General features: G+C 73.0%; 27 protein-coding genes. 9 read left to right on the top strand and 18 right to left on the bottom strand.

Going from position 1 to position 25,382, the window contains the following annotated elements:
• Positions 1–2: 2 nt before the first annotated feature.
• From ACMCNK_RS31780 to ACMCNK_RS31790, 3 genes are all read right to left on the bottom strand, one after another.
• Positions 3–887, bottom strand: coding sequence for a deoxyribonuclease IV (locus ACMCNK_RS31780; protein WP_412740020.1), 885 nt, complete (start codon positions 885–887; stop codon positions 3–5).
• Positions 878–2,836 (bottom strand): Stk1 family PASTA domain-containing Ser/Thr kinase, encoded by a 1,959-nt coding sequence (gene pknB / locus ACMCNK_RS31785; RefSeq protein ID WP_412740021.1) that lies wholly within the window; start codon positions 2,834–2,836, stop codon positions 878–880. Before pknB ends, ACMCNK_RS31780 begins: the two co-directional genes overlap by 10 nt.
• 142 nt (positions 2,837–2,978) lie before the next feature.
• On the bottom strand, positions 2,979–3,701 hold the full coding sequence (locus tag ACMCNK_RS31790; RefSeq protein ID WP_412740022.1) for a hypothetical protein: 723 nt from the start codon (positions 3,699–3,701) through the stop codon (positions 2,979–2,981).
• A gap of 162 nt (positions 3,702–3,863) precedes the next feature.
• On the opposite strand from ACMCNK_RS31790, the gene ACMCNK_RS31795 reads away from it, so the two are divergent.
• The 3 genes from ACMCNK_RS31795 to ACMCNK_RS31805 are packed head-to-tail and all read left to right on the top strand — an operon-like array spanning position 3,864 to position 4,883.
• A complete protein-coding gene (locus ACMCNK_RS31795; protein ID WP_412741047.1) occupies positions 3,864–4,178 on the top strand; it encodes an Rv2175c family DNA-binding protein in 315 nt (104 codons plus the stop codon).
• A gap of 8 nt (positions 4,179–4,186) precedes the next feature.
• Positions 4,187–4,513 carry a lycopene cyclase domain-containing protein gene (locus ACMCNK_RS31800; protein ID WP_412740023.1) on the top strand — a complete coding sequence of 109 codons (327 nt, stop codon included), beginning with the start codon at positions 4,187–4,189 and terminating at the stop codon, positions 4,511–4,513.
• Positions 4,514–4,535: 22 nt separating this feature from the next.
• Complete coding sequence (locus tag ACMCNK_RS31805) at positions 4,536–4,883, top strand: lycopene cyclase domain-containing protein (protein WP_412740024.1); 348 nt, start codon at positions 4,536–4,538, stop codon at positions 4,881–4,883.
• A 47-nt stretch (positions 4,884–4,930) separates the two neighbouring features.
• On the opposite strand, the gene ACMCNK_RS31810 is transcribed toward ACMCNK_RS31805, so the two are convergent.
• Positions 4,931–6,004 (bottom strand): polyprenyl synthetase family protein, encoded by a 1,074-nt coding sequence (locus ACMCNK_RS31810; RefSeq protein ID WP_412740025.1) that lies wholly within the window; start codon positions 6,002–6,004, stop codon positions 4,931–4,933.
• 62 nt (positions 6,005–6,066) lie between these two features.
• On the opposite strand from ACMCNK_RS31810, the gene metF reads away from it, so the two are divergent.
• Positions 6,067–6,981 carry a methylenetetrahydrofolate reductase [NAD(P)H] gene (gene metF, locus ACMCNK_RS31815; RefSeq protein WP_412740026.1) on the top strand — a complete coding sequence of 305 codons (915 nt, stop codon included), beginning with the start codon at positions 6,067–6,069 and terminating at the stop codon, positions 6,979–6,981.
• Between the two features lie 19 nt (positions 6,982–7,000).
• Positions 7,001–7,723 carry a CDP-alcohol phosphatidyltransferase family protein gene (locus ACMCNK_RS31820; protein ID WP_412740027.1) on the top strand — a complete coding sequence of 241 codons (723 nt, stop codon included), beginning with the start codon at positions 7,001–7,003 and terminating at the stop codon, positions 7,721–7,723.
• Positions 7,724–7,972: 249 nt separating this feature from the next.
• Here ACMCNK_RS31820 and ACMCNK_RS31825 read toward each other — a convergent pair whose 3' ends face one another.
• The 3 genes from ACMCNK_RS31825 to ACMCNK_RS31835 are packed head-to-tail and all read right to left on the bottom strand — an operon-like array spanning position 7,973 to position 11,309.
• A complete protein-coding gene (locus tag ACMCNK_RS31825) occupies positions 7,973–8,716 on the bottom strand; it encodes a succinate dehydrogenase/fumarate reductase iron-sulfur subunit (protein WP_412740028.1) in 744 nt (247 codons plus the stop codon).
• Positions 8,716–10,656: a fumarate reductase/succinate dehydrogenase flavoprotein subunit gene (locus ACMCNK_RS31830; protein ID WP_412740029.1), complete on the bottom strand. Its 1,941-nt coding sequence runs from the start codon at positions 10,654–10,656 to the stop codon at positions 8,716–8,718. The genes ACMCNK_RS31825 and ACMCNK_RS31830 overlap by 1 nt, the downstream gene beginning before the upstream one ends.
• A gap of 2 nt (positions 10,657–10,658) precedes the next feature.
• Positions 10,659–11,309, bottom strand: coding sequence for a succinate dehydrogenase cytochrome b subunit (locus ACMCNK_RS31835; RefSeq protein WP_412741048.1), 651 nt, complete (start codon positions 11,307–11,309; stop codon positions 10,659–10,661).
• Between the two features lie 165 nt (positions 11,310–11,474).
• On the opposite strand from ACMCNK_RS31835, the gene ACMCNK_RS31840 reads away from it, so the two are divergent.
• Positions 11,475–12,395 carry a LysR family transcriptional regulator gene (locus ACMCNK_RS31840; protein WP_412740030.1) on the top strand — a complete coding sequence of 307 codons (921 nt, stop codon included), beginning with the start codon at positions 11,475–11,477 and terminating at the stop codon, positions 12,393–12,395.
• A 221-nt stretch (positions 12,396–12,616) separates the two neighbouring features.
• Here ACMCNK_RS31840 and ACMCNK_RS31845 read toward each other — a convergent pair whose 3' ends face one another.
• From ACMCNK_RS31845 to ACMCNK_RS31870, 6 genes are all read right to left on the bottom strand, one after another.
• Positions 12,617–14,098 (bottom strand): phytoene desaturase family protein, encoded by a 1,482-nt coding sequence (locus tag ACMCNK_RS31845; RefSeq protein WP_412740031.1) that lies wholly within the window; start codon positions 14,096–14,098, stop codon positions 12,617–12,619.
• 30 nt (positions 14,099–14,128) lie between these two features.
• A complete protein-coding gene (locus ACMCNK_RS31850; protein ID WP_412740032.1) occupies positions 14,129–15,250 on the bottom strand; it encodes a glycosyltransferase in 1,122 nt (373 codons plus the stop codon).
• Complete coding sequence (locus tag ACMCNK_RS31855) at positions 15,247–16,032, bottom strand: carotenoid biosynthesis protein (protein WP_412740033.1); 786 nt, start codon at positions 16,030–16,032, stop codon at positions 15,247–15,249. Before ACMCNK_RS31855 ends, ACMCNK_RS31850 begins: the two co-directional genes overlap by 4 nt.
• Positions 16,032–16,613, bottom strand: a complete 582-nt coding sequence (locus tag ACMCNK_RS31860) for a GNAT family N-acetyltransferase (protein WP_412740034.1) — start codon at positions 16,611–16,613, stop codon at positions 16,032–16,034. Before ACMCNK_RS31860 ends, ACMCNK_RS31855 begins: the two co-directional genes overlap by 1 nt.
• Positions 16,610–17,332 carry a monooxygenase gene (locus ACMCNK_RS31865; protein WP_412740035.1) on the bottom strand — a complete coding sequence of 241 codons (723 nt, stop codon included), beginning with the start codon at positions 17,330–17,332 and terminating at the stop codon, positions 16,610–16,612. Before ACMCNK_RS31865 ends, ACMCNK_RS31860 begins: the two co-directional genes overlap by 4 nt.
• A 110-nt stretch (positions 17,333–17,442) precedes the next feature.
• Positions 17,443–18,225, bottom strand: a complete 783-nt coding sequence (locus tag ACMCNK_RS31870; RefSeq protein WP_412740036.1) for a prolyl oligopeptidase family serine peptidase — start codon at positions 18,223–18,225, stop codon at positions 17,443–17,445.
• A 101-nt stretch (positions 18,226–18,326) separates the two neighbouring features.
• Here ACMCNK_RS31870 and ACMCNK_RS31875 point away from each other — a divergent pair, with 101 nt between their 5' ends.
• A complete protein-coding gene (locus ACMCNK_RS31875; protein WP_412740037.1) occupies positions 18,327–18,494 on the top strand; it encodes a hypothetical protein in 168 nt (55 codons plus the stop codon).
• 3 nt (positions 18,495–18,497) lie between these two features.
• Here ACMCNK_RS31875 and ACMCNK_RS31880 read toward each other — a convergent pair whose 3' ends face one another.
• From ACMCNK_RS31880 to ACMCNK_RS31890, 3 genes are all read right to left on the bottom strand, one after another.
• Positions 18,498–18,986 (bottom strand): YbaK/EbsC family protein, encoded by a 489-nt coding sequence (locus ACMCNK_RS31880; RefSeq protein WP_412740038.1) that lies wholly within the window; start codon positions 18,984–18,986, stop codon positions 18,498–18,500.
• Positions 18,987–19,022: 36 nt separating this feature from the next.
• Positions 19,023–19,721, bottom strand: coding sequence for a DUF4232 domain-containing protein (locus ACMCNK_RS31885; protein WP_412740039.1), 699 nt, complete (start codon positions 19,719–19,721; stop codon positions 19,023–19,025).
• A gap of 142 nt (positions 19,722–19,863) precedes the next feature.
• Positions 19,864–20,760 (bottom strand): SDR family oxidoreductase, encoded by an 897-nt coding sequence (locus ACMCNK_RS31890; RefSeq protein ID WP_412740040.1) that lies wholly within the window; start codon positions 20,758–20,760, stop codon positions 19,864–19,866.
• 104 nt (positions 20,761–20,864) lie between these two features.
• Here ACMCNK_RS31890 and ACMCNK_RS31895 point away from each other — a divergent pair, with 104 nt between their 5' ends.
• Positions 20,865–21,245, top strand: a complete 381-nt coding sequence (locus ACMCNK_RS31895; RefSeq protein WP_412740041.1) for a MerR family DNA-binding protein — start codon at positions 20,865–20,867, stop codon at positions 21,243–21,245.
• Positions 21,246–21,318: 73 nt separating this feature from the next.
• On the opposite strand, the gene ACMCNK_RS31900 is transcribed toward ACMCNK_RS31895, so the two are convergent.
• On the bottom strand, positions 21,319–22,293 hold the full coding sequence (locus ACMCNK_RS31900) for an EamA family transporter (RefSeq protein WP_412740042.1): 975 nt from the start codon (positions 22,291–22,293) through the stop codon (positions 21,319–21,321).
• Positions 22,294–22,315: 22 nt separating this feature from the next.
• On the bottom strand, positions 22,316–23,122 hold the full coding sequence (locus tag ACMCNK_RS31905) for an SDR family NAD(P)-dependent oxidoreductase (RefSeq protein ID WP_412740043.1): 807 nt from the start codon (positions 23,120–23,122) through the stop codon (positions 22,316–22,318).
• A gap of 61 nt (positions 23,123–23,183) precedes the next feature.
• Between ACMCNK_RS31905 and ACMCNK_RS31910 the strand changes: the two genes are divergently transcribed.
• A complete protein-coding gene (locus tag ACMCNK_RS31910; RefSeq protein ID WP_412740044.1) occupies positions 23,184–25,160 on the top strand; it encodes an amino acid transporter in 1,977 nt (658 codons plus the stop codon).
• Positions 25,161–25,382 lie beyond the last annotated feature (222 nt).

Consider the following 25,382-nt stretch of genomic DNA (forward strand, 5'->3'; position numbering starts at 1 on the left):
GCTTACATGTGGATGGAACTGCCGCCCACCGGGGGGAGCAGGCTCTTGAGCAGGGCGATGTCGGCCGCGTGGCCGGCGTGGCCCTCGGTCGGGGTCTCCACCACCACGGGCACCCCGGCCACCGCCGGGTGGGCCAGCAGTTCCGCGAACGCGGCGGTCCCGATCCGCCCTTTGCCGATGGTCTCGTGCCGGTCGCGGGTGGAACCGCAGCCGTCCTTGGAATCGTTGGCGTGCACGAGCTGCAACCGGTGCGCCCCGACCGTCGCGACCAGCTCGTCCAGTGTGGCGGTCATCCCGCCCGGGGTGGCCAGGTCGTGCCCGGCCGCCCATGCGTGACACGTGTCGAAGCACACCCCCAGCCACGGGTGGTCCTCCGCCGCCGCCAGGTACGGCCCGAGGTCCTCGACCTTCGAGGCGAGGCTGCGCCCGCCGCCTGCGCTCGACTCCACGAGCAGCCGGGGCAGGCCCTGCGCCGAGGCCCGGTCGAGCATCGGCAGCAAGGCTTCGCGGACCTGATGCAGGGCCTTGTCGTCGTGCGCGGGGTCGACGGAACTGCCCGCGTGGAAGACCACCGCGGTCGCGCCGATCGCCCGGCCGCGGTGCAGCGCATGCTCCAGGGTCTGCACCGAGCGCTGCACGGTCAGCTCGGTGGGGGAGCCCAGGTTCACCAGCAGGGAGGCGTGGATGTACGCGGGCAGCCCCCGCTCGCCGCAACCGTCGCGGAACAGTGCGTCCTGGGCCGGATCGCCCGGCGGCAGCGCCCATCCGCGCGAGTTGGACACGTAGACCTGGACCACTTCGGAGTCGGCCGCGTCCGCGTACGGCAGGGCCGCCTTGGCCAGCCCGCCTGAGGACTTGGTGTGCGAACCGATCCTGCTCAGAAGCACTTGAGGACGACCAGGGTCTGCGGCGGCACCGGGGTGTTCTCCCCGGGGATCTGGACCCGCACGGTGGCGTTCGGGTTGACGTCCATCTGCACCTGCAGGTTCAGCGCCTGCAACTGCTGCTGCGCCTGCTGGCACGGCAGGTCGATGACCCGGGGGACGGTGACCAGCCCGGGACCCTTGCTGACGTCGAGCTTGATCTCGTCGTCCTTCTGCGCGCCCGTGCCCGGCTTCAGCGACTGGCCGATGACCACGTCGGTGGGCTGGTCGCTGTCCTTGTACTCCTCCACCACCGTGAGCCCGGCCCCCTGCAGGATGGTACGAGCGTCGTTGATGTTCTTGCCGACCACGTTCTCCACGTTGATCGGGGCGCGGCCCTTGCTGACCGTGACCGTCACGGTGTCGCCGGGCTTGAGGGAGGTGCCGGCCTTTGGATCCGTGGAGATCACCACGCCCTCGGGGAGGGTGTCACTGAACTGGCCCTGGCCCTCCTTGAGCTTGAGCTTCACGGCGTCCATCTCGCCGCGGGCCGCGGACAGCTCCATGCCGCCGACGTCGGGCACCTGATAGCGCTCGGGGCCCAGCGACAGCGTCAGGGTGATCGACCCGCCGTGGACCAGCCGCTGCTTGGCGGCCGGGCTCTGGCTGAGCACCACATCCTTGGCGACCGATTCGTTGTAGGCCGGGTCGCCGTAGACCAGCGTGACGCCCTCCTGCTGCGCGTACGCCTCGGCCTGCGCCTTGGTCATGTTCACCAGCTGCGGTGCCTCGGTGTAGCGGCCCAGCGTGACCCACCAGGTGCTGCCCAGCACGGTGAACACCATGAGCGCCACGGCAGCCATCAGTGCCAGCCGGCGCCGGTCGCCGAAGCGTCCCGGTCGGGCCGGCCCGAGGCTCGCCTGTGCGGCGGAGAGGCGGCGCTGCTCCCGGGCGCTCGGCTGGGGCAGCCGCGCCCATGCCGGGCGGTCCTGCACCGCGGGCATGGCCGTGGTGATCGCGGGGACCAGGGCGGTCGCGTCCGCGGGCCGCTCCCGGGCCGGCACCTGGCGCAGCAGCGCGGTCTCGACGTTCGCGGCGCCCAGATCGTCGCGGACCACCTGCACCTCGGCGAGCAGTGCTCCCGCGTCGGTGGGCCGGGCCCCCGGGTCGCGCCGGGTGGCGCGGGCGACCAGGTCGTCCAGCGTCGTGGGCAGGCCCTTGACGATGCTCGACGGGGCGGGCACGTCGTTGTCCACGTGCTGCCAGGCCACCTCGACCGGGTCGGAACCGTCGAACGGCACCCGGCCCGTCAGCATCTCGAACAGCACGATGCCCGCCGAGTAGACGTCCGTCCGGGCGTCGGCGTGCCCGTCGGTGACCAGTTCCGGTGCCACGTACGCGACCGTGGCCATCAGCTGGCCGGAGTCGTCGGTCGCGCTGGCCTCGACCGCGCGGGCCAGCCCGAAGTCGGCGACCTTCACCACGCTGTCGACCAGGTTCGCGATGCCGCCCGAGGGGGCTTCGGCGACCAGGACGTTCTCCGGTTTGACGTCGCGGTGCACCAGGCCGGCGCGGTGCGCGGCGGCGATCGCCGCGAGCATCTGCTCCAGGATCGCGCACGCCTCCACCGGGTTGAGCCGGCGCCGCTGCGTGAGCAGGTCGCGCAGCGTGCGCCCCTGCACGTATTCCATGACCAGGTACGGCAGCCCCTGGTGACGGCCCTGGTCGTAGACCGCCACGACGTTGGGGTGGGTGAGCCGCGCGATGGTCTTCGCCTCGTCGGTGAACCGGTCGACGAAATGGACGTTCGTCGCCTGCGACGGGTGGATGATCTTCAGCGCGACGGTGCGTTCGAGACGCTCGTCGGTCGCCGTGTACACGGTCGCCATGCCACCACGGGCAACGCGACCGGTGATCCGGTAGCGCCCGTCAATCGTCGTGCCGACCAACGTGTCGGCGACTGTGGTGTCCATCGGCGTGAAGTGTATGTGCCCTTCAGGTGGCGGCAGCCCAGCATGGCACAGCCGGGGCCGAACAGGTATGCCCACACGCCCGTACCGGGGTGTATGCCTTTAAACGGACATCTCCCCCATGGGGTGCGGGTCTGGGCTCGGCTCAGCGGTGCGGGCGGTGCGGCCTCGGTTGCTGGCCGTCCGGGAAGTCCGTGTCCGGGGACGCACTCGGCTGCGGCGACGGCGGCGTGGCCGGATAACTGGACGTCGGCGGCGACGAGGTCGGGCCGGCAGGCACGCTCGGGCCCGTGGTGGGCGTCGGCACCGGGGTCGGCGCGGGGGGCGTGGGCCGTTCGTGGGTCGGCGTGGGCGTACGCGTGACCGGTGGCGATGTGGCGGGGCGGTCGTGGTCCGGAGGTTCCGGCCGCCGGCGGGGCGTCGTCGCGGCCACCGCTGTCACCGGCGCGCTCGTCCCGGCCTGCGCAGGTGCGCTGGGCGGCGGCGCCGACGGGACGGCGCTCAGGGCCTCCGACGCGGTGGCCGCGGCCGGCATCCCGTCCGGTTCCCGTGCGGCCGGCCCGGCCCCGCCCGCCGGAGTTCCGGCCGTTTGCGGGTACGGCGGTGCCCCCGCCGCCGGTGTCCCCGGCGAGGTACCGCTGGTCAGGGCGAGATACCCGCCCCCCGCGCCCGCGGCGACCACCAGGCCGAACGCGGAAACCACCACGATCCGGCGCGGCGCCACGACGTGACCGGCGGCCGCGGCGGCCCGGTGCGCCCCGCCGAGCCGCATTTCTGCCCGGCGTGGCATCACCCACCGGCGCACGTCGTACCACAGCGAGCGCCACGCGCCGGCCAGCTCGGTGCGTACTCTGCGCCACGCGTTCATCGGGACACCTCTGCGTTCTCATCGGGCCGGGATCGTCGCCGGGCCACGGCGTCCGGATCCGCGTGGTGCGGTCCGGGCGAGTTCTGGCAGGCTGTGCGGGTGAGCGATTCCGCAGTGACCGTGGGTGCGGCGGCCGGACCGCCCGCCGGCCCCGCCGAGTGGATGCCCCTGCCCGATGTGGCGGAGCACCTCGACATCTCGATCAGCAAGGTGCACCAGATGATCCGCGACGGCGCGCTGCTCGCCGTCCGGCGCGACGGCATCCGGGTGGTGCCCTCGGAGCTGGTGGCCAACAGCACGGTGCTCAAGCACCTCCCCGGCGTCCTCACCCTCCTGCACGACGCCGGGTACAACGACGAAGAGGCACTCGGGTGGCTCTACCAGCCCGATGAGGCGCTCGACGGCAACGCCGCCCGCGGCCTCGGCGGCCCCCGGGCCCGGGAGGTCAAGCGGCGCGCGCAGGCACTCGGCTTCTGAGCCGCCACATGCGACACCTCACGTACGTGTCCGTGCTGGCCGGATGCCTGGCGGCCGCGGCGTGGCTGGAGCCGGCGCTGAAGGTCAACGTGCTGCGCCGTTGGCGCCGCCTGCTGCTCACGATCGTGCCGGTGGCGGTCGTGTTCGCGCTCTGGGACATGGCCGCGATCGCGGCCGGGCACTGGACGTTCGACCGCGCTCAGATGACCGGCGTGGTGCTGCCGGGCGGCCTGCCGCTCGACGAGGCACTGTTCTTCCTCGTGGTGCCGTGCTGCGCGGTGCTCGGCTTCGAGGCGGTTCGGGCGGTGCTGCGCCGCCCCGCCGGCGACGAATGAGGTACGCCGGGCCGGTGCCGCGATGACCTACACGGCGGCGGCGGTGCTGGGGGTGGCCGTGGCGCTCGCCGTGGACCTGGCCGGACTGCGTACCCGGCTGGTGCGGCGGGCGGTCTTCTGGGCGACGTACCCGATCGTGGTCGCGTTCCAGCTGCTGTCGAACGGCATCCTGACCGGCCGCCGCATCGTCGTCTACGACCCGGCGGCGATCGTGGGCTGGCGCATCGCGTACGCGCCCGTCGAGGATCTGCTGTTCGGCTTCGCGATGGTGCTGCTCACGCTGTCGGTGTGGGTGTGGCTGGGCCGCCGCGGCGTGCAGCGCGACCCGCGTGCGGGCGACGGCAGCCGCCTGCTGCGCGAGCGCCGGTAACGCCCGGCCGGCGTGGTGCGCGCCGCCCGCGGCGAGCCGACCGGCCGTCAGCCGGTGCGGCGGGTGGCGGCGTCGGCCAGGTCGTGCAGCACCGCACGCGCCTCGGGCTCGACGTCCGCGGCGGCCAGCGCCGCCAGGGCCTGCGTGGTCAGCGTCGCGATGCGCTCCTCGGTGCGCGCCAGCGCCCCGCTGCCGCGGATCAGCGCCCGAAGCCGGTCGACCCCCACGGCGTCCAGGCCGGGGTCGCCCAGCCCGGCCTCCAGGGCGGCACGGCCCGCCTCGTCCAGCGCGGCGAACGCGGCCGCCACCAGATACGTACGCTTGCCCTCGCGCAGGTCGTCGCCCGCGGGCTTGCCGGTCTGCGCCGGATCCCCGAACACGCCGAGCAGGTCGTCGCGCAGCTGGAACGCCTCCCCGATCGCCAGCCCGAACGCCGAGTACGCCGCGGAGAGCTGCGCGGACGCCCCCGCCAGCGCCGCCCCGAGCAGCAGCGGCCGCTCGACCGTGTACGACGCCGACTTGTACCGGGCCACCTTGGCGGCCCGCTCCACCGACGTGTCACCGGTGGCCTGGGTGAGGACGTCCAGGTACTGGCCGACGGTCACCTCGGTGCGCATCTCGTCGAACGCCACCCGCGCCCGGGCCAGGTCGGCCGGGTCGAGACCGCACGAGTGCAGCATCTCGTCGGACCAGACCATCGCCAGATCACCGAGGAGCACGGCCGCGCTGTCGCCGAACGCCGTCGCCCCGCCGCGCCAGCCCAGCGCCGTGTGCCGGGCCGCGAAGCGGCGGTGCACCGCCGGCTCGCCGCGCCGGGTGTCCGAGCGGTCCATCAGGTCGTCGTGGATCAGGGCGCTCGCCTGCACCAGCTCCAGCGCGGCGACCGCCGTGACCACCTGGTCGGAGTCGAAACCCCCCGCGCCCCGGTACCCCCAGTACGCGAACGCGGGGCGCAGCCGCTTGCCGCCGCCCAGCACGAACGCCTCCATCGCGTCGGCCACCTCGTCCAGCGCCGGGTCGATCGCGAGCAGCCGCGCCCGCTGGGTGGCCAGGAACGCGGCGAGGGCCTTGTCGACGCGGGGCCGCAGACCCGCCCGCTCAAGCGGTGAGGTGGACGTCACGCGGCCAAACTAGCCGGTCACGCGTCGATCGGCATGTCGGGCCCAGCCGGTAGAGTCACAGTGTGTCTCTCGGTCTTCCGTCCCGGCTGCCCGCGTCACCGGCGATCGGTGACCTTATCCGGGAGTCCGCGCCCACGTTCAGCTTCGAGTTCTTCCCGCCCAGGACCGCCGAGGGTGAGCGCCTGCTCTGGCAGACGATCCGCGAGCTGGAGTCGTTGCAGCCCAGCTTCGTGTCGATCACGTACGGGGCGGGCGGCACCACCCGTGACACCACGGTCGCGGTGACCGAGCGGGTGGCCACCGAGACGACCCTGCTGCCGATGGCCCACCTGACCGCGGTCAACCACTCCGTCGCCGAGCTGCGCAACGTGATCGGGCGGCTGGCCGGGGCGGGCATCCGTAACGTGCTGGCGGTGCGGGGCGACCCGCCCGGCGACCCCATGGGCGAGTGGGTGCGCCACCCCGACGGGGTGCGGTATGCGGAAGATCTCGTGCGCCTGCTGCGCGAGTCCGGCGACTTCAGCGTCGGCGTGGCCGCGTTCCCGTACAAGCACCCGCGGTCGGCCGACATCGACAGCGACACCCGGCAGTTCATCCGCAAGTGCCGGGCCGGGGCGGATTTCGCGATCACCCAGATGTTCTTCGACGCGGACGACTACCTGCGCCTGCGGGACCGGGTCGCGGCCGCGGGCGGCGACACACCCATCCTTCCTGGTGTGATGCCGGTCACGCGGATGGCGACGATCGAGCGGTCCGAGCAGCTGTCCGGGGCGCCGTTCCCGCCCGCGCTGCTGCGCCGCTTCGAGCGGATCGCCGGCGACGAGGCGGCGGTGCGGGCGCTGGGCATCGAGCAGTGCAGCGAGATGTGCGCCCGGCTGCTCGACGAGGGCGTGCCCGGCATCCACTTCATCACGCTGAACAGATCCACCGCGACCCGCGAGGTGTGGCAGCAGCTCGCCGCCCGGGTCCCCGCCTGACCGGCCCCGCCGAGCCCGGATGACCGAGCGTCGGCCTGCGGACGACCGCCCTCGGCGGGGTGTCGGCCCGGCAGGCGTCTCCTGGGAGCGGTACACGGCGGCCTGGTCGGCGCTGCACGGCGGCTTCAACCCGGCCGCGGCCGGGCGGGTGGTCCGCGGCTGGATCCGCCTGGCGTACCGCGGTGGCCGCCTCCTGGCGAGTCTGGGGGTGGCTCCGGCCGTGATGACCGCGGCAGGTCTGTTCCTGTGTGCGGCCGTCCCCGCCGCGGCGGTGCGGGGACCGGCCGGACTGCTGGCCGGCGCCGTGCTGGTGCTGCTGGCGGCGGTCGCCGACGCCCTGGACGGCGCGGTCGCCGTGATCACCGGTCGGGCCACCCGGCTCGGCTTCGTGTACGACTCGGTCGCCGACCGGCTCGGCGAACTGGCCTGGCTGGCCGCGTTCGCACTGGCCGGGGCGCCGGGCTGGCTGGTGGCCGCGGCGTTCGCGGCGAGCTGGTTGCACGAGTACGTGCGCGCCCGTGCCGCCGTGGCCGGGATGCACGAGATCGGCACGGTGACGATCGGGGAGCGGCCCACCCGGGTGGCGGTGGCGGCCTGCGGGCTGCTCGGCGGCGGGCTCGCGGGCCTGGCCCACCCCGGCGCGGAGGCGACAGTGCTCACCGTTGCCGCCGCGATCTGGCTGGCCCTGGCCCTCGGCGGGCTGGCCCAGCTCACCGCCGCGGTGCGCCGCGGGCTGCGGTGACCGGGCGAATTCGGTTGTCCGCAGTAGACGATCGTCTTACGGTCTTGGCGCCGGCAGGCTCACTACCGGCGGCGGTCGGCGGGTGTGACGGGGGCGCTTCGCCGGCCGCCGAGCCGTCCCGAACCACTGCGCGCGGGAACCCGGGGCCGGTCGTCCCTCGCCTGATGAGACATCGGGCTGTCGACACGCATTGCGCCGACAGCCCGACCGGTCGTCTCCGCCCGGGATCTGCACCGGGAGACAGAGGGTTCAGCGCTTGCGGACGGCCTTGCGGTAGTCGCTGTTCAGGCGGCCGATGAGGGTCAGCGGGATGCCCTTCGGGCACACCGTCGTGCACTCGCCCGCGTTGGTACAGCCGCCGAAGCCCGCCTCGTCCTGTGCCGCGACCATGTCGATGACCCGGCTGTCCCGTTCGGGCTGCCCCTGCGGCATCAGGCCCAGGTGGGCGACCTTGGCCGCGGTGAACAGCATCGCCGAGCCGTTCGGGCAGGCCGCCACGCACGCGCCGCAGCCGATGCAGGTGGCCGCCTCGAACGCGGCGTCCGCGTCGGCCTTCGGCACCGGCGTCGCGTGCGCGTCCGGGGCCGTGCCGGTGGGTGCGCTGATGTAGCCGCCCGCCGCGATGATCGAGTCGAACGCGGTGCGGTCCACCACCAGGTCCTTGACGACCGGGAAGGCGGCGGCGCGCCACGGCTCGACGTCGATCGTCTCGCCGTCGGTGAAGTGCCGCATGTGCAGCTGGCACGTCGTGGTGGCCCGCTCGGGGCCGTGCGCCACGCCGTTGATCATCAGGCTGCACATGCCGCAGATGCCCTCGCGGCAGTCGTGGTCGAACGCGACCGGGTCGTCGCCGTCGAGAATCAGCTTCTCGTTGAGGACGTCCAGCATCTCCAGGAAGCTCGCGTCCGGCGAGATGTCCTTGACGTCGTAGGTGACCATCTGGCCGGAGTCTTCGGGGCCGTTCTGGCGCCAGACGCGCAGCTTGAGATCCATTACTTGTAGCTCCGCTGGGTGGGGTGGACGTACTCGAACTCGAGCTGCTCCTTGCGCAGCGTCGGGGGCTCGCCGGTGCCGGTGAACTCCCACGCGGCCACGTAGCTGAACTCGTCGTCGTGGCGCAGGGCCTCGCCGTCGGGGGTCTGGCTCTCGCCTCGGAAGTGGCCGCCGCAGCTCTCCGCGCGGTGCAGCGCGTCGATGCACATCAGTTCGCCCAGCTCCAGGAAGTCGGCGACGCGGCCGGCCTTCTCCAGGTTCTGGTTGAGCTGTTCGCCGGTGCCGGGCACCTTCACGCGGGTCCAGAACTCCTCGCGCAGGCCCCGGATCAGGCCGATGGCCTTGCTCAGGCCCTCCTCGGTGCGTTCCATGCCGCAGTACTCCCACATGATGTGGCCGAGTTCGCGGTGGAACGAGTCGACCGTACGGTCGCCGTCGACGCCGAGCAGCTTCGCGATCCGCTCCTCGACCGCGGTGCGGGCCGCGACGACCGCCTCGTCGGTCTCCGACACCTTCGGGTACGGGCCGTTCGCGAGGTAGTTGTTGATCGTGTTGGGCAGCACGAAGTAGCCGTCCGCGAGACCCTGCATCAGCGCCGAGGCGCCGAGCCGGTTCGCGCCGTGGTCGGAGAAGTTCGCCTCGCCGACCACGAACAGGCCCGGGATCGTGGACTGCAGGTCGTAGTCCACCCACAGCCCGCCCATCGTGTAGTGCACGGCCGGGTAGATGCGCATCGGCACCTCGTACGGGTCCTCGCCGGTGATGCGCTGGTACATCTCGAACAGGTTGCCGTACTTGGCCTCGACGGCCTTGCGGCCCAGCCGGCCGATGGCGTCCGCGAAGTCCAGGTAGACGCCCAGGCCGCCGGGGCCGACGCCACGGCCCTCGTCACAGACGTTCTTGGCCGCGCGCGACGCGATGTCGCGGGGCACCAGGTTGCCGAACGACGGGTAGATCCGCTCCAGGTAGTAGTCGCGGTCCTCCTCGGCGATGTCGGCGGCCGGCTTGCCGCAGTCCTCCCGGCGCTTCGGCACCCACACCCGGCCGTCGTTGCGCAGCGACTCGCTCATCAGCGTGAGCTTGCTCTGGTGGCTGCCGGACTCGGGGATGCACGTCGGGTGGATCTGCGTGTAGCACGGGTTCGCGAACAGCGCGCCCTTGCGGTGGGCCCGCCAGCTCGCGGTGACGTTGCAGCCCTTGGCGTTCGTGGACAGGAAGAACACGTTGCCGTAGCCGCCGGAGGCCAGCACCACGGCGTCCGCGAGCTCGGTCGTGATCTCACCGGTCACCATGTCCCGGACCACGATGCCCCGGGCCTTGCCGTCGACGATGATCAGCTCCAGCATCTCGTGCCGGGCGTTCATCTCGACGTTGCCGAGGCCGATCTGCCGCTCCAGGGCCTGGTACGCGCCGAGCAGCAGCTGCTGACCCGTCTGGCCCCGGGCGTAGAAGGTCCGCGACACCTGGGTGCCGCCGAACGAGCGGTTGTCGAGCAGGCCGCCGTACTCGCGGGCGAACGGGACGCCCTGCGCGACGGCCTGGTCGATGATGTTCACCGACTCCTGGGCCAGCCGGTACACGTTGGACTCGCGGGCGCGGAAGTCGCCGCCCTTGACCGTGTCGTAGAACAGCCGGTAGACCGAGTCGCCGTCGTTGCGGTAGTTCTTCGCGGCGTTGATGCCGCCCTGCGCGGCGATCGAGTGCGCGCGGCGCGGGCTGTCCTGGTAGCAGTACGACTTGACGTGGTAGCCCTGCTCGGCCAGCGTCGCGGCCGCGGAGCCGCCGGCCAGGCCGGTGCCGACCACGATGATCGTCAGCTTCCGGCGGTTCGCCGGGTTGACCAGCTTGGCGGAGAACTTGCGGCGCTCCCAGCGGGTCTCGATCGGGCCGTCCGGGGCGGCGGTGTCGGCGATCGGGTCGCCCTCGTTCCAGAACTCCATGGTCACTTCACCAATCCGGTCAGGACCGCGAACGGCACCGACAGGTAGCCGGCCACCAGGACGACGGACAGGACGAGTGCGATCGCGCGGGCGCGCCGCTCACCGCGGGCGGTGCGCTGGCCGAGCGTGCGGGCCGCGCTGAAGATGCCGTGCCGCAGGTGGAAGCCGATGGACACGACCGCGAGGACGTAGAACAGCGTCACGTACCAGCGGCCGGGTGCGAAGTCGGCCACCACATTCGCGTACGGGTGCTCCGAGTCCCCGACCGGGTTCAGCGTGCCCGTGGTCAGGTCCAGGATGTGGTAGATCACGAACAGCAGGATGATCACGCCGCCCCAGCGCATCGTGCGGGCCGCGTAGCTGCCCTGCACCTTGGGCCGGTGGGCGTACCGCACCGGGCGGGCCTTGCGGGCCCGGCGCGCCAGGATCGTCGCGGCGGCGATGTGCCCGAGCACCGCGAACGTCAGCCCGGTGCGCTGGATCCACAGGTACCACTGCTGCGGCAGCAGCGGCGTACCGATGCTGCGCAGCCAGTGGGCGTAGTGGTCGAACGCCTCGCCGCCCACGAAGATCTTCAGGTTTCCGGCCATGTGCGCGAACAGGAACAGCACGAGCAGGATGCCCGTCACGGCCATGAGGAGCTTGAGCGCCACGGAGGAACGGGCGCCGCGCCGGACCGGCTTAGCCGGACGCGCGGGGGCCGCCGCCTTGGTGGGACGCGTTCTGGTGTCTACCGCCACGCGGGGAACGGTAGGAAGGCCCTGGACCATTCGTCCAATGCATGATCGACGCAGTAACGATAGACATAAGCTATAGGAATGCAGCTCCAACAGCTCAGGTACTTCACAGCCGTGGCACAAAGTCGGCATTTCACTCAGGCCGCGGAATCCCTGGCTGTGAGCCAACCGACACTGAGTAAGCAGATTCACACCCTCGAAGGCACCCTGGGCGCCCCGCTGTTCGAACGCATCCGCGGCGCCGTCACGCTCACCGAGGCCGGGGAGGCGCTGCTGCCCCTGGCCCGCCGCATCCTCGCGGACGCCGACGCGGCCCGCGACGCGGTCGCCGAGATCGTCGGGCTGCGCCGCGGCGAGGTGCGGCTCGGCGCCACCCCCAGCCTCTGCTCATCGCTGGTCCCGGCCGTGCTGCGCGACTTCCGCGCCGCGCACCCCGACATCACTTTGTACGTCACCGAGGGCAGCTCCCAGGACCTCAGCGCCGACCTGCTGGCGCACCGCCTCGACCTGGCCCTCATCGTCTCGCCCGAGCAGGGCGTCGACCCGGCCCTGGAAGCCACCGAGATCCTGCGCGAGAGCATCGTCGTCGCATCCGTCTCCGACCGCCGGCCGCCCATGGTCGACAACCAGGTCGTCCTCACCGACCTGCGCGACACCCCGCTGGTGATGTTCCGCCCCGGCTACGACATCCGCGACGTCACGTTGCAGGCGTGCCGGCGGGCCGGGTTCACCCCGCGGTTCGCGGTCGAGGGCGGCGAGATGGACGCGGTGCTGGCGTTCGTCGAGGCTGGGCTCGGCGTGGCGTTGGTGCCCAGCATGGTGCTGGTCAACCGGCCGCTGCTGCGGGCCACCCCGCTCGCGCCACCGGGGATGCGGCGCACCATCGCGCTGGCCCACCGCCGGCGCGCGGTGCTGCCGCACGCCGCCGCGGCCCTGCGCGCCACGCTGCTGGAGCACATCGGTACGGGCGACACCCTGCCACTGGGCGTGCGCGCCCTCTGACCGGCACGCCCCCCGACCCACCCGCACCCCACCCGCAGCCCTCCCCGATCCACCTTCGACATCAGAGCGAAAGGGGCCGACTGCCAGGGCTGTAGCCCGACGCCAGAGCGTGGGCGCGGGCGGCCCGATCCATTTCCGACATCAGACCGAAAGGGGCCGACTGCCAGGGCTGTAGCCCGAGGCCAGAGCGTGGGCGCGGGCGGTCCGATCCATTTTCGACATCAGACCGAAAGGGGATCGGCCACCGGAGGAGAGCCGGGGCCGGCGGGTCCGATCAGGTCGGCGACGATGCGCGCGGACAGGGTCACCATCGGCAGGCCGCCGCCGGGATGCGCCGAGCCGCCGACCAGGTACAACCCGGGCACCGGCCCGCGGTTCGACGGGCGCAGCAGCCGGGCCGCCGTGCCGTAGATCGCGCCGCCCGGGGCGCCTGTGGCCGCGGCCAGGTCGGCCGGGGTGCGCACCTCCGCGAACCTCAACCGGTCGCGCACGTCCAGGCCGCGCCGGGCCAGCACCGCCAGGACATGATCGGCGTACGCCGCCGCCAGCCCCGGGCGCCACCAGTCCACCGCCCCCCACCCGGTGCCGTCCCGAGGCGCGTTGACCAGCACGAACCATGCCTCGTCCCCCGCCGGGTGCACCGTCGGATCGGTGGCCCGGGTCACGAACACTGCCGGATCCGACGCCGGGCGCGCCGGCCGGCCCGCGCCTGGATCGCCGAAGACCGCGTCGAACTCGGCGTCGTAGTACCCGGGGAAGAAGACCGTGTGGTGGGCCAGCTGCGGCGTCTGCCCGCGCACGCCGAGCAGCAGCGCGAACCCGGCGAGACTGCGATCGGCCAGCCCGGCCAGGCGTCGCGGGCAGGGCAGCAGGTCGCGGTACAAGTTCAGCGCGTCCGCGTTCGCCACCACGGCGTCCGCGGGTGCCGCAGCACCGCCCGCGAGATCCACTCCGGACACCCTTCCCCGCTCGACACGGATCGCGGTCACCGGCGAGGACGGCACCACGGTCACGCCCAGCGCCCGGCACCGGGCCAGCAGCGCATCCGCCAGCGTGTGCAGGCCGCCGGGCAGGTACCAGCCGCCGAACGTCAACTCCGCGTACGGGATGGCCGCCAGCGCGGCCGGGGCCCGGCGCGGGTCCGCCCCGGCGTACGTGGCGTAGCGTTCCACCAGCATGCGTAGCCGCGGATCGCGCAGGTACCGGCGGCCCAGTGCGCGCAACGACTCACCCGGTGCGACCGCGGCCAGGTCGGTCACCCGCCACGACAGCGCGGCCAGCGACGCGGCGGACACCGGACGCGGCAACACCGAACGCCACGACGCCCGCCAGATCCGGCGCGCCCGCCGCCAGAACCGGTCCCAGTCGGCGGCGGCCTGCGCGCCCAGCGCCACCGCGATCCGCTCCCGGAACACCTCCGGGTCCGACGCCGAGTCCAGCACGGTGCCGTCCGCGAAGACGTGCCGTACCACCGGGTCCAGGGCCACCGGGGCCAGGTCCAGGCTGAGGTCCGCGAACACGTGCGGCAACGTGAGCAGGCTCGGCCCGGTGTCGAAGACGAAGCCGTCCCGTTCGTACCGGCCGAGCTTGCCGCCGACGGTCTCGGACCGCTCGTGCACGACCACGTCGTGGCCCGCGGCGGCCAGCCGGGCCGCCACGGCCAGGCCACCGACCCCCGCCCCGATCACCACGACCCGGCTCACACCGGCCGTCCCCGCCAGTTCGGCACCCCGTCACCGCCCGACATCGAGGCGACCTCCGGCCACCGGCCGTCCCCGCCAGTTCAGCTCCCCGCGCCGGCGCCGCGCGAACGAGCGCGCCACCAGCGCCGCGAACGCCACGATGGACGCCGGGTGCGCCAGCGCGTCCGGCCAGGCCCGGCCGCCCGTCGCAGCCGCCGACACGACCCGCCCGGCCACCCCCAGCAGGTACGCGCATCCGCACCACGCTGCGGCGGCCACGTCACCGGCGGCCAGGAACCAGGCCGTGGCGACCGGCGGCGCCGCGTACAGCAGGAGCAGCAGCGCCACGGCCACCGCAGCGCCCGCCGGGGAGCCGAACGACGCCCACAGCGACTTCGCGTACCCGTCGGACAGCTCCCGCCACGACCCGTACATCCGGCAGTCGGCCACCCGTGAGCCGTCGGCCAGCGCGATCCGGGCGCCCGCCCGTTTCACCGCCCGGGCCAGCCCGATGTCCTCCAGCACCGCGCCGCGCACCGCCGCATGCCCGCCCGCCCGCTCGTAGCCGGCCCGGTCCGCGACCAGCCACTGCCCACCGGCCGCGGCCAGCGACGGGCGCGACGAACGTTCCATCGCCCGCAGCGGCAGGAACGTCAGCCACGACCACTGCAGCAGCGGCTGCACGAGCCGCCCCGCCCCGGAGATCCGCGGGTACGGCGACAGCAGATCCACCCCGGCCGCCCGCAGCAGCGCCACCGCGCCCGCCACCGCGTCGGGCGCCAGCACCACGTCCGCATCCACGAACACCAGCACGTCCGCGTCGGGCGCGGCGGCGGCCAACTGCACGCAGGCGTGCGGCTTGCCCAGCCACCCGGGCGGCGGCTCGGTCCCGGTCAGCACGCGTACCCGGTCCCCGGCAATCGCGCGCACCACCTGCGCGGTGCCGTCGCGCGACCCGTCGTCCAGCACGATCAGCTCCAGCCGGGGGACCCCGGTCTGGGCCAGCAGGGCCCGCAGGCACGGCGTGACCCGGTCGGCTTCGTCGCGCAGCGGCAGCAGGACCGCGACCCGTTCCGCGGTCGTCGCGTGACGCTGCGGGCGGCGCAGCAGGGCGGCGTTGACCGCGGTGTGCACGGTCAGCGCCAGCCACGGCAGCAGCAGCGCGGCGATCACGTCGGCCCCGGACCGGCCGCGCGGTCGCGCAGCAGCCGCACCGCCAGCGGGACGACCACCACACCCATGAGTACGCCGCCCCACAGCGCGGACGCGGGCAGGCCCAGGAAGACGGCGTGCGCAAGCACGCACGAAGCGTACGTCCAGAACCAGAGCACGATCATCGGACCGTCCCGCGAGTCCGCGGCGGATGCGGCGGGTCCCGCCGCGACCGCCAGCACCGCCACGAGCAGCAGCGCGAACCCCAGCCAGCCCAGATAGTTGCCGACCGGAACGCCCGGCACACCCGGCAGCGCCGGGATGGGGGAGCGCCACGCCCAGTAGCCCTCGGCGACCATCTGCGGATCCAGGAACAGATCCCACGCGGCCAGCCCGGCCCCGGCCACGACGATCCGCGCCACCCGCCGCCGCACCAGCCGCAGCGCGGCCAGCCAGGCGGGCCACGCCATCCACGTCCACGCCAGCGGGATCACCAGCGGCACACCGAGCAGCCGCGGCCCCAGCCGGCCGGAGTAGTCGTACGCGCCGAACGGGAACCCGCTGGCCACCCCCAGCGCCTCCACCGCGAACCCACCCAGGATGGCCGTGGCGGCCAGCGCGGCGGCGGCGCGGGCTCCGCGGGTGAGCAGCGCGTGCGCGACCGACAGCAGGCAGCCCAGCAACACCGTGCCGACCGTGAGACCGGCCCGCGCCGCGCCGCCGGTCAGCGGGTAACAGATCTGGGTCAGCACCACGGCGCCGAGCAGTGCCCAGAGCAGGCCCGCCCGTGCCCGCCAGGGCATCAGATGCCGACGATGCCGGGGGCGTCCTCGGGCGCGGGCCGTTGCGCCGGGGGCAGGTCGCGGCCCAGGATCGCGAACGCCCGCTCGTCACCCGGGAAGTAGAAGTCGCGCAGCACGTCGACGAAACCGAACCGCCGGTACAGCCGCCACGCCCGCGAGGTCTGCTCGTCGGCCTCCGGCGTGCTCAGCAGCACGGTCGCCCCGGCCGCCATCGCCAGCAGGGCACGCAGCTGGCGGGCGCCCACGCCGTGCCCCTGCGCGCTGGGGCGTACGTGCAGCTCCACCACCTCGAAGCAACTCGTGAGCCAGCGGTGGCGATCCGGTTCGGTCAGTGCGCTGCGCACCTGGTCGTGCCACCACTGGCCAGGGCCGGACGTGTACCCGTACCCGAAACCGGCGAGGCGGCCCTCGGTGGTCAGCGTGGCCACCGCCCGGAACCCGGGCCGGCGGGCGTGCGCGCCGATGTACCCGCGCCGCGTCTGCAACAGCTCGGCGCGGTAGCCCATCGCCTCGCCGTACACGCTCACCACGTCGTCGAGCCGCCGGAGCAGATCGTCCGGCTGCCACGGCACCAGCCTCATCGCTGCGCCCGCCCTCCCTCGCGCCACCCCAGTACGGCGCGATCGCCGTCGATCCCACGCACCGCGAACCTCGCGAACAGGTCCTCCGCGTACCACCGGTCCACCGGGGTACGCGCGATCACCGCGCGGTGCTGCGGCGTACGGTACGCGAACCCGGCGAGATCCGCCGCGCTGCGCCACACGGTGACCGTGCCCTGCCAGCCGATCGGCGCCTCCCCGATGCCGAACCGGGCGAGCAGCCCGGGCGCCCGGTGCAATGCGGAAACCACCGGCGGCACCGCCCGCCAGAACGTCACCGCCCGGGCGGGCCGCAGCCGGGCCCGGGTCAGCGCCAGCACGCCCGCCGCCGGGGCATCCCGGTAGGCGTCGCCCGGCGCCCCGAACGGCGCCACCCGGGACCACAGCCCGCGGCTGGCCAGTGGTGTCAGATCCAGACGTGCCGACCCGTTCGCGACGCCGGCCCAGCCCGCGCCGACCGCGTGCACGGCGTCCGCAGCGGGCTCCTCGGCCCACGTGAGCAGGGCCGCGTACCGGGTGAGGTCGGCGTCGCCCGGGCCGAACCCGGTGCCGGTCCCGGTGCCGAGGAGCTTGGCGAACCGTACGCCGGGCAGCGCCCGCAGCCGTCGCGGCTCGCGGGCCATGCGCAACAGCGCGGCCCCCAGCGCGCGCCGCGGTACCCGCCACACGTGCAGCGTGGCCAGCGCAGGAACGGCATCCACAGGTGCACGCTACGGTGCGTCGCGCACCCGGGCCACCGCCGGCTGAGCCACCGCCGGCCGAGCCGCCGCCGGGCGGGTCACCGCCCGAGTCACGGGAGCCGGAACCGGCGTCAGTCGCGCGGCAGGTGGGTGGCGAACCAGTCGATCATCGCGGCGTCGACCACCTTGGCGACCGGCGACTGGGGGGCCGGCTGGTCGCCCGGCCGTTCCGCCAGCGGGTGCGCCAGGCCGGGCACGGTGACCAGCCGCCCGTCAGGCAGCGCCGCAGCCAGGTCCGCGGCGTCGGCGCGGAAGGACGGGTAGTCCTCCTCCCCGCTGACGACCAGGGTGGCGGCCGGCAGCTCGGCCGCCCGGGCCACGAAGTCGAGCCTGGCCGCGGCCGCCCGCGACGCGTCGTCCCACCGGTACGGCTCGCCGGTCATCGACTCGACGAGCGACACCACCGACGTGGCCCGGATCGCGGCGTTGACGACCGCGACCGCAGCCACCGGCACCGTGCCGGACGCCGCGACCGCGAGCGCGACCGCACCACCCAGCGAGCCACCGACGATGCCGACCGGACCATCGGCGAACGGGAACCGCGCGGCGAGCTCGGCCCAGGCCGCCGGGAACTCCTCCGTGGCCTGCCGCACGACCGGATCGGCGTAGCCCATCATCGGGTCGCGCCGGGACAGCTCGTACCCCTCCGGGAACGCCCGCGCACCGCTCCACGGCATACCCAGATACAGCCGCCAGGCGTCCACATCGGCCAGCGGAAGGGCCGCCGCGAATGCCGCGTCGGTGCAGGGCGCGTCCATCAGGTGCCAGGCCACCACCACGGGTGCCGGCCCGTCGCCCGAGCCGGGTGGCAGCAGCGTGAACGGAACCTCATTGGCCGTGCCCTGGATGCTCACGGGTGACACCCTAGCCTTCGGATACGACCTGTTCTGCCGCTCGACCATTGCCCTCGCCGTTCCGGTCCGCCGCTGTCCTACGTGGCTTCGACGTCACCGTCGTGGGTCTGCGCTTCGGCCGGATCGACGTCGTCTTCCTGGCCGGTGGCCTGCTCGTCGTGGCCGCGGGGCTCTACGCCATCCGTGCGCTGCGGGGCGTCGACCGGAGTCCCGCGGAGCCCGAAACTGCGGTGCCACAGGACCTTGTCACCACGTCAGCGGAGGACTGAGCGCTATTCGACCTCGGCGGGCGAACCGGCGGTGACGCGCAGCAGCTCGGCGTACGTGGTGGGGAAGACCGCGCGGGGCACGCCGCCCGCGGCCCAGATGACCGGAAACTGCGCGAGGGCCGTGTCGACCAGGGTGCGTACGGGCTTCGGGTGTCCTACCGGCGCCACCCCGCCGATCGCCTGCCCGGTGTGCTGCCGGACGAACTCCGGGGTGGCCCGCCGCAATTTCGCGACACCCAGTCCGGTCGCCACTTTCGCGGTGTCGACCCGGTGCGCGCCGGAGGTCAGCACGAGCAGCGGCTCGCCGTCCGCGTCGAAGATCAGCGAGTTGGCGATCTGTCCCACCTCGACCCCGAGCGCCGCTGCGGCTGCGGCGGCGGTGTGCACGGCCTCGTCCAGCACGACGATTCCGGGGGTCGCGCCGTCGGCGGTACGTGCGTCCGCGGCCCGCAGCGCATCCCGTACGGCCTGCACGTTCGGATGGTTCTCCATCGGGCCATTCTGCCGCGCGGAATGGCCCGGCGGGCGTCACCAGGCGACGACACCCTGGGTGCTGGGCTGGAGTGTGCCGATGCTCATCGCCCGCATCGTGATGTTGCTCTTCTCCGCCGCCGGGAAGCCCTCGAGTTTCGCGTTGAGGCCGTCCGTGCTCGCCTCCAGGTTGAACTTCATGCCGTTGCCGACGGCGCAGTGCTCGTCGCTCTTGTCGCACACGGTCCACTTGATGCCCTCGAACGCGGTGCGGCCGGGCTTCAGCACGATCGGCGTGGCCTTGCCGGGCTCGTCGACGTTCTCGACCGCCGCGTCGACGACTTCATCGGCCGCGTTGGTCAGCGAGATCGCCGCCCGCCCTTCGACCTTGCACGCACGGTGCGAGGTGTTCGTCAGCGTCACCAGTCCCTTGCGGGTGGCCCCCGTGACCGACTGCGGCTGGAAGGTGACCACGGCCGTCATGTCCTTGGTCCGGCAGACGGCTACCGTGCTGCCGCCCTGACCCGAGCCGCCGGTTTTGCCGCTGCCGGTCTGGCCGGTCTTGGCGCTGCCGGTCTGGCCGGCCTGGGCACTGTGGGATGCGGCCGGGGCGGCCGGCGCGGACCCGCCCGCGGTCGGCGCGGTGGTCGCGGGGGAGGTGGAAACGGTGACCCCGCTCGCGCACGCCTGCTGGGTGAGGGCCAGGCCCAGGGCCACCGTGGCCAGGGCGGCAACGCGAACAGTGCGGTACGTCATCTAAAGCTCCTCGGGATCAGTGACCAGCCGTTTCGTCGACCATCCTGATCAGGGGAGGCGCGCCCGGACATGGACTGCCCCGCGTCTGGCACGAACTCGGGACCGCCGCTCGCCGCATCGGCGGTCCCGTCGCTCTGCGTGGTCAGGGTGTCGGCCTCGCGAAGTCGCCGGCGTGATCGCGGGCCCACTGCGCGAACGTCAGGGCGGGTCTGCCGGTCAGCCGGGCCACGGTGTCGGTGACCGGCTCGGGATGTTCCACCATCGAGGCCTGGCCCGCGATGATGGCCGCGACGACCTCGGCCGGCAGGCCGGGGAACAGCTCGGTTCGAGCTTCGTCGGCGTTGATCTCCTCGAAACGCAGCGGATGCCCGAGCGCCTCACCGATTGCGGCAAGCTGCTCCACCTGTGTCAGTTGTTCCGGACCGGTCACGTGGTACGCCTCGCCGGAATGCCCGTCCTCGCGCAGGGCGAGCACCCCGACCGCGGCCACGTCGGCCTCGTGGATCAGTGCCCGCTTCGCCGCGGGAAGGATCCAGCGCAGCACGTCGGACCGGCGGATCTGCGCAGCCCAGGGCAGGGTGTTGGCGGCGAACCCACTGGCGCGCAGCAGTGTGTGTTCCGAGGCCGTCGCGGCGATGAGGCCCTCGAGGTGGGCGTGCGAGCCGAGGATCCCGCCGTCCGGCTCTGCGCGCCGGTCGGGCACGGTCGGCACGCCGTGCGCGGACAGGTAGACGATCCGCCGGACATGCCGGCTCAGCGTGGTGACCAGCTCACGCGCGGCCGCATCGGCCGTCACGGTGGGGAAGACCAGAAACACCGCATCGACGCCCGCCAGCGCGCCGGTCACGGTTTCCGGTACGGCCAGATCCCCGGCGACGATCTCGACGTCCGGGCCGAGATCTGCCGACGCGGTGGCCGGATGGCGGGACAGCGCGCGTACCCGTACGTCACCTGCGGCTGTCAACTGCGCGGCGACCTGTCCGCCCACCCGGCCGGTCGCACCGGTCACCAGCACGGTCTGTCCACTCGCCATCGTCATGATCTCCCCTTTGTCCGGTGGCCGCCGGCCTGCATGCGGCTGTCCCGGACGCTAGGGGCTCAAGTGCACTTGAAGGCAACCCCCGGGTACGGCAGCATCGGCGGATGGAAACGGAGTGGCACGTCGCCGGGCTGACCGTCGGGCAGGTCGCCGAGCGCATGAAAATCGCGCCGTCGGCGGTGCGCTGGTACGCCGATCAAGGGCTGTTGCCCCATGAGCGGGTGGCGGGCAACCAGCGCCGGTTCTTCGCCGACGTCCTGTGCCGGGTCGCGATGATCCGTGCGGCGCAGCGGGTCGGGCTCAGCCTCGGCGAGATCCGCGTCGCGTTGGACGCGCTGCCACCCCGGCAGCCACCGACCCGGCAGGACTGGGAACGGCTCGCTGCGGGGCTGCGCGAGGTCCTGAACGCCCGGATCGACGAGATGTTCGCCCTGCTCGACGCGATGACGCCACAGCATCCCGCCTCGGCGTATCCGCGCGGCTAAGCCGCGCGGCTCCTGCGGGCCCGGCCGATGGACGCGCCTGCGCAGACGTAGGCCAGGGCGGTGGACGCGCAGGTCAGGGCTCGCCGGGCCGGGCCGCGGTCACCAGCGGTTCGGCCGAGGGAGTGCCGGTCTCGGGCGTGATCCGGGCGGTCTCGGCCAGCGTGACCCCGGCCAGCACGAGGGCACCGCCCGCGAGCTGGGCCGCGTTCAGCGCCTCGCCGCGGCCCAGGACCAGCCAGGCGACCGCCGCGGCGATCACCGGCTCCACCATGCCGAGGATGCCGACGCTGGTCGCGGGCAGGTGCCGCAGGGCGCCCGCCACCAGCAGGTACGGCAGGATCGACCCGAACAGCACCACGGAGCAGCAGAGCAACACCACGGGGATGCCCGCCTCGCTGCGGGACAGCGCCGACCAGTCGGCGGTGCCGGGGGTGACCGCGCGGATCAGCAGGCCCGCCGCGGTCGCCGCGGCGAACGCCCAGGTGGTCAGCGACAGCGCGTCGCGGTGTTGCACGCCGCGGGCGCCCAGCACGTAGTAGAACGTCAGCAGCACGGCCGCGCCCAGCCCGGCGGCCACGCCCAGCCCGTCGAGGTGGAACTCGCCCCACACCTCGGCGACGCAGGCGAGCCCGGTCAGGCTGAGCACCAGCCCGGCCCACAGCCGCGGGCGCACCGGCTGGTGCTGGCCGAAGCGCGCCCACAACGCCACGAGCAGCGGCGCCATGTATTCGAACAGCAGGGCGATGCCGACCGGCATCCGGCTGATCGCGACGAAATACAACATGGGTACGAGGCAGAAGCCGCTCACGCCGTACACCAGGAGCAGGGGCACCTCGCGGCGCTGGAGCGCGAGCCGCCGCGGGCCGGGTGGGATGAGCAGGCTCAGCACCAGCAGCCCGGCGAACGCGCCCGCGGCTCGCAGCAGGGTGAGCTGCGGGGCGGGCACGCCCGCGCGGAGGACGAGCTTGGACACGGTGCCGTTGACCGCGAACAACGCCCCTGAGGCGAGCACCATCGCGACGCCGAGCGCCGGTCTCCGTCCTGTCACGGGTCGAGGGTACCGGTACTCCTTACAAGCGGACCGCTTTCGTGCTGGTCTCCCACAGTCTGGCGGCCACCGCCGGGTCCCCGGCCTTGCCCCGCGGGCGGGCGGGCTTGTGTCCCACGTAGTAGGCGCCGTCGGTCACGCCGTCCGCGGTGGCCAGCCACACCAGCAGCGCGCCCGCCTTCTCCGGGGTGGTCAGGAACGGGGCGTACCGGTAGAACAACCGGAACATGGCGCTTTCGCCGAAGTTGCTGCGCACGACCCCGGGGTGGAACGACACCGAGACGATGTCCGGCCAGCGCCGGGCCGCCTCCGCGGCGAACGCGATGTTGGCGGCCTTGCTGCCGCCGTACGCCTGCCACATCCGGAACCGTTCCGGCGAGGAGACGAAGTCGTCGGGGTCCAGGTCGCCGCGCGCGTGTGCGTCCGAGGCGGTGTTGACCACCCGGCCGTCGCGCAGCCGCTCCCGCAGCAGGCCGGTCAGCAGGAACGCCGCCAGATGGTTGCCCTGGATCGTCGACTCGAAGCCGTCCACGGTGCAGCGGTAGGAGCTCGGGATGCCGCCCGCGTTGTTGGCCAGCACATCCACCTTCGGGTACGTGTCGCGCACGTGGGCGGCGAGCCGGCGTACGTCGTCGAGCACCGCGAAGTCGGCCCGGACCGCGTCCGGTTCCCGGCCGTCCCCGGCAGCGCGGACCTGGGTGGCCGCGTCGGCCAGCCGCTGCGGATCCCGGCCCGTCATGACCACGTGGTCACCGCGCTGGGCGAACAGCCTGGCCGCGGCCAGGCCCACCCCGGAACTCGCGCCGGTGACGACGACGGTGCGTGTCATCCGTATCCCTCCCCTTGGTCTTGGGCGTGTGTGTCGCGCCCATGGTGCATCCTGATACCCGATGAGCACCGATATCCATGTCCCGGCCTGTGTCGATCGCGCGGACGCTGTGGCGCCGCCCAAGCATCCGCTGGGCCGGTGGCTGCTGCAGCACCGGGTGCAGCCGGTCGGTCCGGAGGCCGAGGAGGGGCACGGCAAGCCGCAGGCGTGGTGGAAGGTGATGTGCCTCACCGGCGTGGACTACTTCTCCACGTTGTCCTACCTGCCGGCCATCGCGGCGCTTGCGGCGGGCGCGCTGTCGCCGCTGGCCACGCTGCTCATCGTCGCGCTGACCCTGTTCGGCATGCTGCCCATGTACCGGCGGGTGGCGCACGAGAGCCCGCACGGGCAGGGTTCGGTCGCCATGCTGGAGCACCTGCTGCCGTTCTGGCGGGGCAAGCTGTTCGTGCTGGTGCTGCTGGGCTTCGTCGCCACCTCCTGGATCATCACGATCACGCTGTCCGCCGCGGACGCGACCGTGCACATGGCGGAGAATCCGAACTTCCCGGACTTCCTGCACGGGCACAACGTGCTCATCACGGTGGTGCTGCTGCTGGTTCTCGGCTTCGTGTTCCTGCTCGGCTTCAGCGAGGCGGTCGGCCTTGCCATTCCGCTGGTCGCGATCTTCCTCGCCCTCAACGCGGTGGTCACGGTCGTGGGCATCGGCGAGGTGATCAGTACGCCGGGAGCGTTCTCGACGTGGACCCACGCACTGAGCGAGCACGGCACCGGGTTCTTCCAGATCCTCGGCCCGTCGATCCTCGCGTTCCCGGCGCTGGTGCTGGGCCTGTCCGGCTTCGAGACCGGGGTCAGCATGATGCCGCTCATCGCCGCGGAGGGCAAAACCCCCGAGCAGCGGCTCGAACGGCGGATCCGCAACACCCGCAAGCTGCTCACCGTGGCCGCCCTGATCATGAGCGTCTACCTGATCGCCACCAGCTTCGTCACCACGGTGCTGATCCCGCACGAGGCGTTCCAGGAGGGCGGCCCGGCGTACGGGCGGGCGCTCGCGTACCTGGCGCACGAGCAGCTCGGTGAGGCGTTCGGCACGGTGTACGACATCAGCAGCATCCTGATCCTGTGGTTCGCCGGTGCCTCCGCCATGGCGGGCCTGATCAACATCGTGCCCCGTTACCTGCCCGGCTACGGCATGGCGCCCGAGTGGGCCCGCGCGGTGCGCCCGGTGGTGCTGGTCTACACCGCGGTCAGCATCGGCATCACGCTGCTGTTCCGCGCGGACGTCAACGCGCAGGCCGGGGCGTACGCCACCGGCATCCTGGCGATGATGGTCTCCGGGGCGGTGGCCGTGACGATCTCCGCCGCGCGGGCCCGGCAGCGCGGCGCCACGATCGGCTTCACGATCCTCACGCTGATCCTGCTGTACGCCCTCGGCGACAACATCATCGAGAAGCCGGACGGCATCGCCATCTCGGCGGTGTTCGTGGCCGCCATCATCGTGGTGTCGCTGATCTCGCGGATCACCCGGACCACGGAGCTGCGCGCGGAGCGGATCGAGTTCGATGAGGATGCCCGCCGCTTCATCGCCGATTCCATCGCCCACGACGGCGAGCTCAACATCGTCGCCAACCGCCGGCAGGCCGGAGACCTCGCCGAGTACGACGCCAAGGAGCGCGAGCAACGCGGCATGAACCCGGTGCCCCGCGCCGCCGACGTGCTGTTCCTGGAGGTCGACGTGATCGACCCGTCGGCGTTCAGCAACGTGCTCACGGTGCACGGCGTCGAGGTGGAGGGTCACCGGATCCTGCGTACCCAGAGCCCGGCCGCCCCGAACGCGATCGCGGCCATTCTGCTGGCGCTGCGGGACGCCACCGGGGTGCGCCCGCACTGTTACTTCGAGTGGGCGGAGGGCCGCCCGCTGGTGCACCTGTTCCGGTACCTGCTGCTCGGCCGGGGGGACACCGCCCCCGTGGTCCGCGAGATCATCCGGGCCAGTGAGCCCGACCAGGGCCTGCGCCCCGGCATCCACGTCGGCGGCTGACGCCGATCGCCTCGCACGTTTGCGCAGGTGGAGGGCGCCGTTCCCGCCTGCGCGCGAGCTGCTGAAGAACCTCGTTCGGGCGGGGTCCGTCGATGTTGCTTTTTTGTCGGAGGGGGGTGTTACTCTCTCCTCAAGTTAGAACGCGTGTTCGATTCAGTCGAACGTGCGTCCTAGCGACTCGGGAGCGGTGATTCGCGGCTCGGCTCCCGGAGTGCGGCGCCC

This window comes from Krasilnikovia sp. MM14-A1259, from assembly GCF_047159535.1.
Taxonomy (GTDB): Bacteria; Actinomycetota; Actinomycetes; order Mycobacteriales; family Micromonosporaceae; genus Actinoplanes.

Coding starts and splice junctions, on each gene's coding strand:
- ACMCNK_RS31830 (WP_412740029.1), bottom strand. CDS start 10,656: ATGGAGTTCTGGAACGAGGGCGACCCGATCGCCGACACCGCCGCCCCG.
- ACMCNK_RS31860 (WP_412740034.1), bottom strand. CDS start 16,613: ATGAGGCTGGTGCCGTGGCAGCCGGACGATCTGCTCCGGCGGCTCGAC.
- ACMCNK_RS31880 (WP_412740038.1), bottom strand. CDS start 18,986: ATGGAGAACCATCCGAACGTGCAGGCCGTACGGGATGCGCTGCGGGCC.
- ACMCNK_RS31805 (WP_412740024.1), top strand. CDS start 4,536: ATGACCTACACGGCGGCGGCGGTGCTGGGGGTGGCCGTGGCGCTCGCC.
- ACMCNK_RS31890 (WP_412740040.1), bottom strand. CDS start 20,760: ATGACGATGGCGAGTGGACAGACCGTGCTGGTGACCGGTGCGACCGGC.
- ACMCNK_RS31910 (WP_412740044.1), top strand. CDS start 23,184: ATGAGCACCGATATCCATGTCCCGGCCTGTGTCGATCGCGCGGACGCT.
- ACMCNK_RS31800 (WP_412740023.1), top strand. CDS start 4,187: ATGCGACACCTCACGTACGTGTCCGTGCTGGCCGGATGCCTGGCGGCC.
- ACMCNK_RS31840 (WP_412740030.1), top strand. CDS start 11,475: ATGCAGCTCCAACAGCTCAGGTACTTCACAGCCGTGGCACAAAGTCGG.
- ACMCNK_RS31905 (WP_412740043.1), bottom strand. CDS start 23,122: ATGACACGCACCGTCGTCGTCACCGGCGCGAGTTCCGGGGTGGGCCTG.
- ACMCNK_RS31820 (WP_412740027.1), top strand. CDS start 7,001: ATGACCGAGCGTCGGCCTGCGGACGACCGCCCTCGGCGGGGTGTCGGC.
- ACMCNK_RS31795 (WP_412741047.1), top strand. CDS start 3,864: ATGCCCCTGCCCGATGTGGCGGAGCACCTCGACATCTCGATCAGCAAG.
- ACMCNK_RS31885 (WP_412740039.1), bottom strand. CDS start 19,721: ATGACGTACCGCACTGTTCGCGTTGCCGCCCTGGCCACGGTGGCCCTG.
- pknB (WP_412740021.1), bottom strand. CDS start 2,836: ATGGACACCACAGTCGCCGACACGTTGGTCGGCACGACGATTGACGGG.
- ACMCNK_RS31855 (WP_412740033.1), bottom strand. CDS start 16,032: ATGCCCTGGCGGGCACGGGCGGGCCTGCTCTGGGCACTGCTCGGCGCC.
- ACMCNK_RS31825 (WP_412740028.1), bottom strand. CDS start 8,716: ATGGATCTCAAGCTGCGCGTCTGGCGCCAGAACGGCCCCGAAGACTCC.
- ACMCNK_RS31895 (WP_412740041.1), top strand. CDS start 20,865: ATGGAAACGGAGTGGCACGTCGCCGGGCTGACCGTCGGGCAGGTCGCC.
- ACMCNK_RS31790 (WP_412740022.1), bottom strand. CDS start 3,701: ATGAACGCGTGGCGCAGAGTACGCACCGAGCTGGCCGGCGCGTGGCGC.